Annotated in this window: 6 protein-coding genes; 1 reads left to right on the top strand and 5 read right to left on the bottom strand. The window is 66.6% G+C overall.

Going from position 1 to position 6,375, the window contains the following annotated elements; all coding sequences use genetic code 11:
• Positions 1-74 precede the first annotated feature (74 nt).
• The 5 genes from mmsB to BMG07_RS09225 are packed head-to-tail and all read right to left on the bottom strand — an operon-like array spanning position 75 to position 5,225.
• A complete protein-coding gene (gene mmsB / locus BMG07_RS09245) occupies positions 75-968 on the bottom strand; it encodes a 3-hydroxyisobutyrate dehydrogenase (RefSeq protein ID WP_198084297.1) in 894 nt (297 codons plus the stop codon).
• Between the two features lie 43 nt (positions 969-1,011).
• Positions 1,012-2,127 carry an enoyl-CoA hydratase/isomerase family protein gene (locus BMG07_RS09240; RefSeq protein WP_198084296.1) on the bottom strand — a complete coding sequence of 372 codons (1,116 nt, stop codon included), beginning with the start codon at positions 2,125-2,127 and terminating at the stop codon, positions 1,012-1,014.
• 28 nt (positions 2,128-2,155) lie between these two features.
• On the bottom strand, positions 2,156-3,310 hold the full coding sequence (locus BMG07_RS09235; protein ID WP_198084295.1) for an acyl-CoA dehydrogenase family protein: 1,155 nt from the start codon (positions 3,308-3,310) through the stop codon (positions 2,156-2,158).
• Positions 3,307-3,669 carry a lysozyme inhibitor LprI family protein gene (locus BMG07_RS09230; RefSeq protein WP_307866912.1) on the bottom strand — a complete coding sequence of 121 codons (363 nt, stop codon included), beginning with the start codon at positions 3,667-3,669 and terminating at the stop codon, positions 3,307-3,309. The genes BMG07_RS09235 and BMG07_RS09230 overlap by 4 nt, the downstream gene beginning before the upstream one ends.
• A gap of 32 nt (positions 3,670-3,701) precedes the next feature.
• A complete protein-coding gene (locus BMG07_RS09225; RefSeq protein ID WP_198084293.1) occupies positions 3,702-5,225 on the bottom strand; it encodes a CoA-acylating methylmalonate-semialdehyde dehydrogenase in 1,524 nt (507 codons plus the stop codon).
• A 144-nt stretch (positions 5,226-5,369) separates the two neighbouring features.
• Between BMG07_RS09225 and BMG07_RS09220 the strand changes: the two genes are divergently transcribed.
• Entirely contained in the window at positions 5,370-6,281 is a 912-nt protein-coding gene (locus BMG07_RS09220) for a LysR family transcriptional regulator (RefSeq protein ID WP_198084292.1), read from the top strand.
• Positions 6,282-6,375: the final 94 nt, after the last annotated feature.

The raw sequence follows: 6,375 nt of genomic DNA, 5'->3' as shown, positions 1-6,375 counted from the left end.
AAGCCCCGAAGAGCCTGATCGCTTGAAACACATGAATGCGTTGTCAGCCGAGCCTTCGATCATACAACGGTTTTTCAGCTTTTCTGCACCAACTTCAACACGCTGGAGAAATCGAGTGCGCCGTGGCCCGCCAGGCTGTGCGCCGCATACAGGCTGCGCGCCAGACCGCCCAGCGGCGTGGCGGCGCGCACGGCCGTGGCGTTCTCCTGGGCCAGCCCCAAGTCCTTGAGCATCAGGTCCGTACCGAAGCCGCCCGCATAGTTCTTGGAGGCGGGCGAAGCTTCCATCACACCGGGCATCGGGTTGTACTTCTCCAGCGCCCAGTTGCCGCCCGAGCTGCGGCGCATGATTTCAGACAGCACCTTCGGGTCGAGCCCGTTGGCCACGCCCAGCGCCAGCGCTTCCGACGTACCGATCATCAAGATGCCGAGCAGCATGTTGTTGCAGATCTTGGCGGTCTGCCCCGCCCCGGCCGCGCCCGCGTGAAAGATGTTCGCGCCCATTTTCTCCAGCACCGGGCGCGCGCGTTCCAGATCCTGCGTCTCGCCGCCGACCATGAAGGTCAGCGTCCCGGCAATCGCGCCCCCCGTGCCGCCCGACACAGGCGCGTCGATCATCGCGATGCCCTTGGCCGCAGCCGCTTCGGCCACCTTGCGAGAGGTGGCAGCCGCGATCGTGCTGCTGTCGATCACCAGCGTGCCGGCCCGGATGCTCTCGAGCAGGCCAGGCTTGCCAGCGCCGCCGAGGAACAGGCCTTCAACGTGCGCGCTGGCCGGCAACATGCTGATGACGACATCAGCTCCCACCACCGTCTCGGCCGCCGACGTAGCGATCGGCAGGCCGTCCGCGCCGAACTTCTTGCACGCCTGCGCCGAGAGGTCGAAGGCGCTGAGCGTATGGCCGGCCTTGAGCAGGTTCATGGCCATCGGGCCGCCCATGTTGCCGAGGCCGATGAATGCGATCTTCATGTGTCTTGTCTCCGTCGTTCTATATATAGAGAAGTGAATCTGCTCAGACCAGCGACGCCAGCTCCGCCGGCATCTCGCCGCGCGGGCGCAGGTGGTCTTCGATGAATGCGGGGGTGATCTCTTCCAGCGTGGCCGGGTTCCAGCGCGGGTTGCGGTCCTTGTCGACCAGCACCGCGCGAATGCCCTCGGCAAAGTCCTTGTGGGCGCAGAAGCCGAGCGACGCCCAGTATTCGAGGCGGAACACCTCCGCCAGCGACATGCGGTACACGCGCTGCCACAGCTCGAAGCTCAGCGCGGCCGAGCTCGGCGCGCCCTTGGCGAAGGTCTTGGCAGCGGTCTGCAGCCATGCGTCGTCGCTTTGCAGTTCGCGCAGGCGCTTGGCGATGTCGAGCAGGTCTTCCCCCGCCATCAGCGCATTGATCGTGTCGTAGTGCTCACGCACTTTCGATGCCGGCATTTCCGCGCCCTCGCCTGCCTTGGCAAGAATGCGCGACAGCGTGGCACGGTCGGCCTTGCCTTCGCCGGCCCACTGCATCGAAGCGATGGCCTCGATCACGTCGCCCTTGCGCTCTTGCGGCACCAGCACATCGGCCAGCCCGCAGAAGATGGTGTCGGCCGCGTTGACGTTCGCGGCCGTCAGCGCCAGGAACAGCCCCGTGCGGCCAGGCGTGCGGCGCAGGAACCAGCTGCCGCCCACGTCGGGGTACAGGCCGATGTTGATCTCGGGCATGGCGATGCGGCTTTGCAGCGTCATCACGCGGTGCGACGCGCCAGCCAGCAGGCCCACGCCGCCGCCCATCACGATGCCGTGGCCCCAGCACAGGAACGGCTTGGGAAAAGTGTGGATCAGGTGGTCCAGCTCGTACTCTTCGCGGAAGAAGTCTTCGGCGTAGGTGTTGCGCTCGGGGCCGCAGTCGAGCAGGGTCTGGTAGAGCTGGCGCAGGTCGCCGCCCGCGCAAAACGCCTTTTCGCCCGCGGCTTGCAGCAGCACGCCGACCACGCCGGCGTCCTGCGCCCACTCGCGCAGCTTGGGCGTGAGCAGCCGCACCATGTCCACGGACAGCGCGTTGAGCGATGCGGGCGCGTTGAGCGTGGCCACGGCAAAGCGCTTGCCGCCGGCGGTCTTGATTTCGTCGAAGAGAACTACGTTGTCGGTCATTGTCTGAAGAATCCTGGATGCGGGCGGGTCAGCGGATATCGCTGTCGCCTTCGAGCAATTTTCGCGCAACGATCACACGCATGATCTCGTTCGTGCCCTCGAGAATCTGGTGCACCCGCGCGTCGCGCACCAGGCGCTCCAGCGGGAACTCGCTCAGGTAGCCGTAGCCCCCGTGCAACTGCAGCGCGTCGTTACAGACATTGAAGCCCGCATCGGTCGCAAAGCGCTTGGCCATTGCGCAGTAGGTGCTGGCATTGGCATGGCCGGCGTCGAGCTTCGATGCCGCGAGCCGCACCATCTGACGCGCCGCGACCAGTTCGGTCGCCATGTCGGCCAGCTTGAACTGCAGCGCCTGGAAGCTCGCGAGCGGCTTGCCGAACTGCTGGCGCTCGTGCAGGTAGCGGCGCGCCGCGTCGAGCGCGCCCTGCGCCGCGCCCACCGAGCAGGTCGCGATGTTGATGCGCCCGCCGTCGAGCCCCTTCATGGCAATGCGAAAGCCCTCGCCTTCCTTGCCCAGCAGGTTCTGCGCGGGAATGCGCACGCTGTCGAAGTTGATGGTGCGCGTGGGCTGGCTGTTCCAACCCATCTTGTGTTCCTTCTTGCCGTAGCTGACGCCCGGCGCGTCGGCCGGCACCGCGAAGGCCGAAATGCCGCTCGCCCCCGCGCCGCCCGTGCGCGCCATCAGCACCAGCACGTCGGTCGAGCCCGCGCCCGAGATGAAGGCCTTGCCGCCGTTGATGACGTACTCCGCCCCTTGCAATTCAGCCCGCGTCTTGAGTGAACCGGCGTCGGAGCCCGCGCCCGGCTCGGTCAGGCAGTACGACGCCAGCTTGCGCCCGCTCGTCAGGTCTTCGCCCCACTGCTGCGCCACCGCATCGGTCGCCCAGGTGCCGAGCATCCACGTGGCCATGTTGTGGATCGTGATGAAGGCCGTGGTCGAGGGGTCGACCGCGGCCATCTCCTCGAACACCAGCGCCGCGTCGAGCCGCGGCAGGCCCAGCCCGCCGATGCGCTCGGGCGCGTAGAGCCCGCAGAAGCCCAACTCGCCGGCCTTGGCGATCGCCTCTTTCGGAAAGACGGCTTCCGCATCCCACTGCGCCGCATGCGGCGCGAACTCGGCCTGCGCAAAGCTGCGCGCGCTCTGCGCGAAGGCGTTCTGTTCTTCGGACAGTTCGAAATTCATTGCTCGCGCCCCTTCCAGCGGTCCAGTTCAGCAGTGCGTTTGCGGGTTGACTTTTCCAGGCACGAGCTGAACACCAGCGGCCAGATGGAGCCGCCTTCGTTCGCCTTCGCCGCGCGCTTGCAGGCGGGGTCGCGGCCCTTGAGCCAGGCGCGCTGCTCGGTGCGCAGCGCGGCGCGCATCTGCGGCGAGAGCGTGTTCATCACCTCGCCGTACCGGATGTTGAGCGTGGCATCGGCCGCCCGAAAATCGCGCGCCGCGCACTCGTTCATTTCCTGCTGATTCCCGTTGGGATTGCAGTCGATCGCACCGGCGTCGGCAGCGGCCTGCGCGCCGCCGGCGAGAAACGCGACCGTCGCCACCGCGCCCCATGCCGCGACGCGAAACCCCCGCCTCATTTGAGGCTGATGGTCGTGTTGACGCCGTGCGAGACGGTGCTGTCGTCGAACCAGCGTGCCGTCACGGTCTTGGTCTGCGTGTAGAACATGATGACCTGCTTGCCATACGGGCCCAGGTCGCCCAGCTTCGAGGCGCGCGAACCGGTGAACGAGAACATCGGGACCGGCACCGGGATCGGCACGTTGATGCCGACCTGGCCCACGTCGATGTCTTCCTGGAAGCGGCGCGCCGCGGCGCCCGACTGCGTGAAGATCGCCGTGCCGTTACCGTTCGGATTGCTGTTGATCAGGTCGATGGCTTCGTCGATGGTTTCGGCGTCGGCAATGCACAGCACCGGGCCGAACACTTCCTGGTCATAGATCGTCATGCCGGGCTTCACGCCGGTGAAGATCGTCGGGCCGACGAAGTTGCCCTTTTCGTAGCCGGGCACGGTGGGCTTGCGGCCGTCGAGCACCAGCTTGGCACCGTCGGCTTCGCCGCGTTCGATCAGGCTGTTCACGCGGTCGAAAGCAGCGCACGACACCAGCGGCCCCACGTCCACGCCCTTCTCGGTGCCCGCGCCGATCTTCAGCGTCTTGGCCTTGGCGATCAGTTCCGGCACCCAGTTGCGCGCCTCGCCGACCAGCACCGCCACCGACACCGCCATGCAGCGTTGACCGGCCGCGCCGAAGCTCGCGCCAGCCAGCGCATTGAGCGTCTGCTCCTTGTTGGCGTCGGGCATCACGATGGCGTGGTTCTTCGCGCCCATCATGCATTGCGCGCGCTTGCCGTTCAGCGTGGCGCGGTTGTAGACGTGCGTGCCGACCTTGGTCGAGCCCACGAAGCTGATTGCCTTGATGTCCTTGTGGTCGCAGATGCCGTTGACGATGGCTTCGCCGCCGTGCACCACGTTCAGCACGCCGGGCGGAATGCCCGCTTCGATCGCCAGTTCGCACAGGCGCATGGTGACCATCGGGTCTTGCTCGGAGGGCTTCAGCACGAAGGTGTTGCCGGTGACGATGGCCATCGGGAACATCCACAGCGGGATCATGGCCGGGAAGTTGAACGGCGTGATGCCGGCGCACACGCCCAGCGGCTGCAGCAGCGTGTACGTGTCGACGCCGTTGGCCACATTGTTGGCCAGCTCGCCGAGCTGCAGGTTGCCGATGTTCGATGCGTGCTCGACCACCTCGAGGCCGCGGAACACGTCGCCCTCGGCGTCCGGCAGCGTCTTGCCCTGCTCGGCCGTGAGGATCGCGGCCAGCTCGCCCATGTTCTCGCGAATCAGTTGCTGCAGCTTCAGGAAGATACGGGCGCGCGTGCCGATGGGGGTCTTGCGCCAGGTCTTGAAGGCTTCCTTGGCGGAGGCCACGGCGGCGTCGAGCTCGGCCGGGGTCGCGAAGGGCACGCGGGCCAGCACCTGCTGCGTGGCCGGGTTGACGACGTCGCGCCATTCGGTGGTCTTGGATTCGACCAGCTTGCCGCCGATCAGCAGCTTGACGGTGGCGACCTGGGTCGAGGGGGTGGTGGTGGCGTCCATGAGGGCTTTGTCTCCTGTGAATTTGGTGCCGGCCTGGCCGGTGCAGAGCGACATCCTAGCTTTGCAGATTTGCCATGACAATAGACAAATATGCGCCACGGCTTTGCAAATTTGCAGAGCCTCAACCGAAGGGCAAGCAAGCACATGGACTGGGACAACCTGCGGTATTTCCTGGAGCTGGCCCGCTCGGGCACGCTCATGAGCGCCGCGCGCCGGCTCGAGGTCGACCACACCACCGTGGCGCGCCGCATCCAGGCGCTCGAGAAGGAAGTCGGCGCCCCGCTCTTCTCGCGTGAAGCGGGCGGCCACAGGCTCACCGAGGCGGGCCGCCGGCTGCAGCCGCAGGTCGAGGCGATGGAGAGCGCGTTCCAGGCGGTGGAAAGCACGTCGCCCGCGTCGCAGGAAGGCCTGTCGGGGCTGGTGCGCATCGGCGCGACCGAAGGCTTCGGCACCGTCGTGCTCGCGCCGCAACTCGCCCTGTTCGCGGTGCAGCACCCCCGGCTCACCATCGACCTGCTCGCGATGCCGCGCCTCGTGCACCTGTCGCGGCGCGAGGCCGACATCGTGATTTCGCTCGAACGCCCGGCACGCGGGCCGGTGGTCGTCACCAAGCTCACCGACTACACGCTGCGGCTCTACGCCTCGAAGAAATACCTGGCCGCGCACAAGCCCATCAAGACGCGCGAAGACCTGCGCGGCCACACCTTCATCAGCTACGTGGACGACCTGCTCTTCAGCAAGGAACTGCAATACCTCGACGAACTGCACCGCCCCGACAGCTTCGCGCTGCGCAGCACCAGCGTGCTCGCGCAGCACAGCGCCGTGGCGGCGGGCGCGGGCATCGCGGTGCTGCCGGCCTTCATCGCCGAGAAAGACAACGCGCTGCGGCCCGTGCTGCCCGGACAGGCGAACTTCACGCGGACCTTCTGGATGTCGATGCCGGCGGAGACCAAGCACCTGGTGCGGATGCAGGCGACCTGGGAGTTCCTGCGAAAAACAGCCGAAGCGCATCGCGGGCAGTTGCTGCTCGACGGCACGGCCAGCGCTGCAAGCTGAAGGCATTTGCTCAGAGCCAGAAGTTCGTTGGCGCTTTCCCCTCGCGCTCCTAGCATGTGGCGCTGCATTCATCACTCATAACAGCGAACAGGGA

It is taken from the genome of Variovorax sp. E3, assembly GCF_016082275.1.
Classification (GTDB): domain Bacteria; phylum Pseudomonadota; class Gammaproteobacteria; order Burkholderiales; family Burkholderiaceae_C; genus Variovorax.
Note: the sequence above shows the minus strand (reverse complement) of the source record. Positions and strands in the feature narration are given on the sequence as shown.

What these genes read in the sequence shown, in the direction of transcription:
- mmsB (WP_198084297.1), bottom strand. Translation starts at nt 968, where the DNA reads ATGAAGATCGCATTCATCGGCCTCGGCAACATGGGCGGCCCGATGGCC.
- BMG07_RS09240 (WP_198084296.1), bottom strand. Translation starts at nt 2,127, where the DNA reads ATGACCGACAACGTAGTTCTCTTCGACGAAATCAAGACCGCCGGCGGC.
- BMG07_RS09235 (WP_198084295.1), bottom strand. Translation starts at nt 3,310, where the DNA reads ATGAATTTCGAACTGTCCGAAGAACAGAACGCCTTCGCGCAGAGCGCG.
- BMG07_RS09225 (WP_198084293.1), bottom strand. Translation starts at nt 5,225, where the DNA reads ATGGACGCCACCACCACCCCCTCGACCCAGGTCGCCACCGTCAAGCTG.
- BMG07_RS09220 (WP_198084292.1), top strand. Translation starts at nt 5,370, where the DNA reads ATGGACTGGGACAACCTGCGGTATTTCCTGGAGCTGGCCCGCTCGGGC.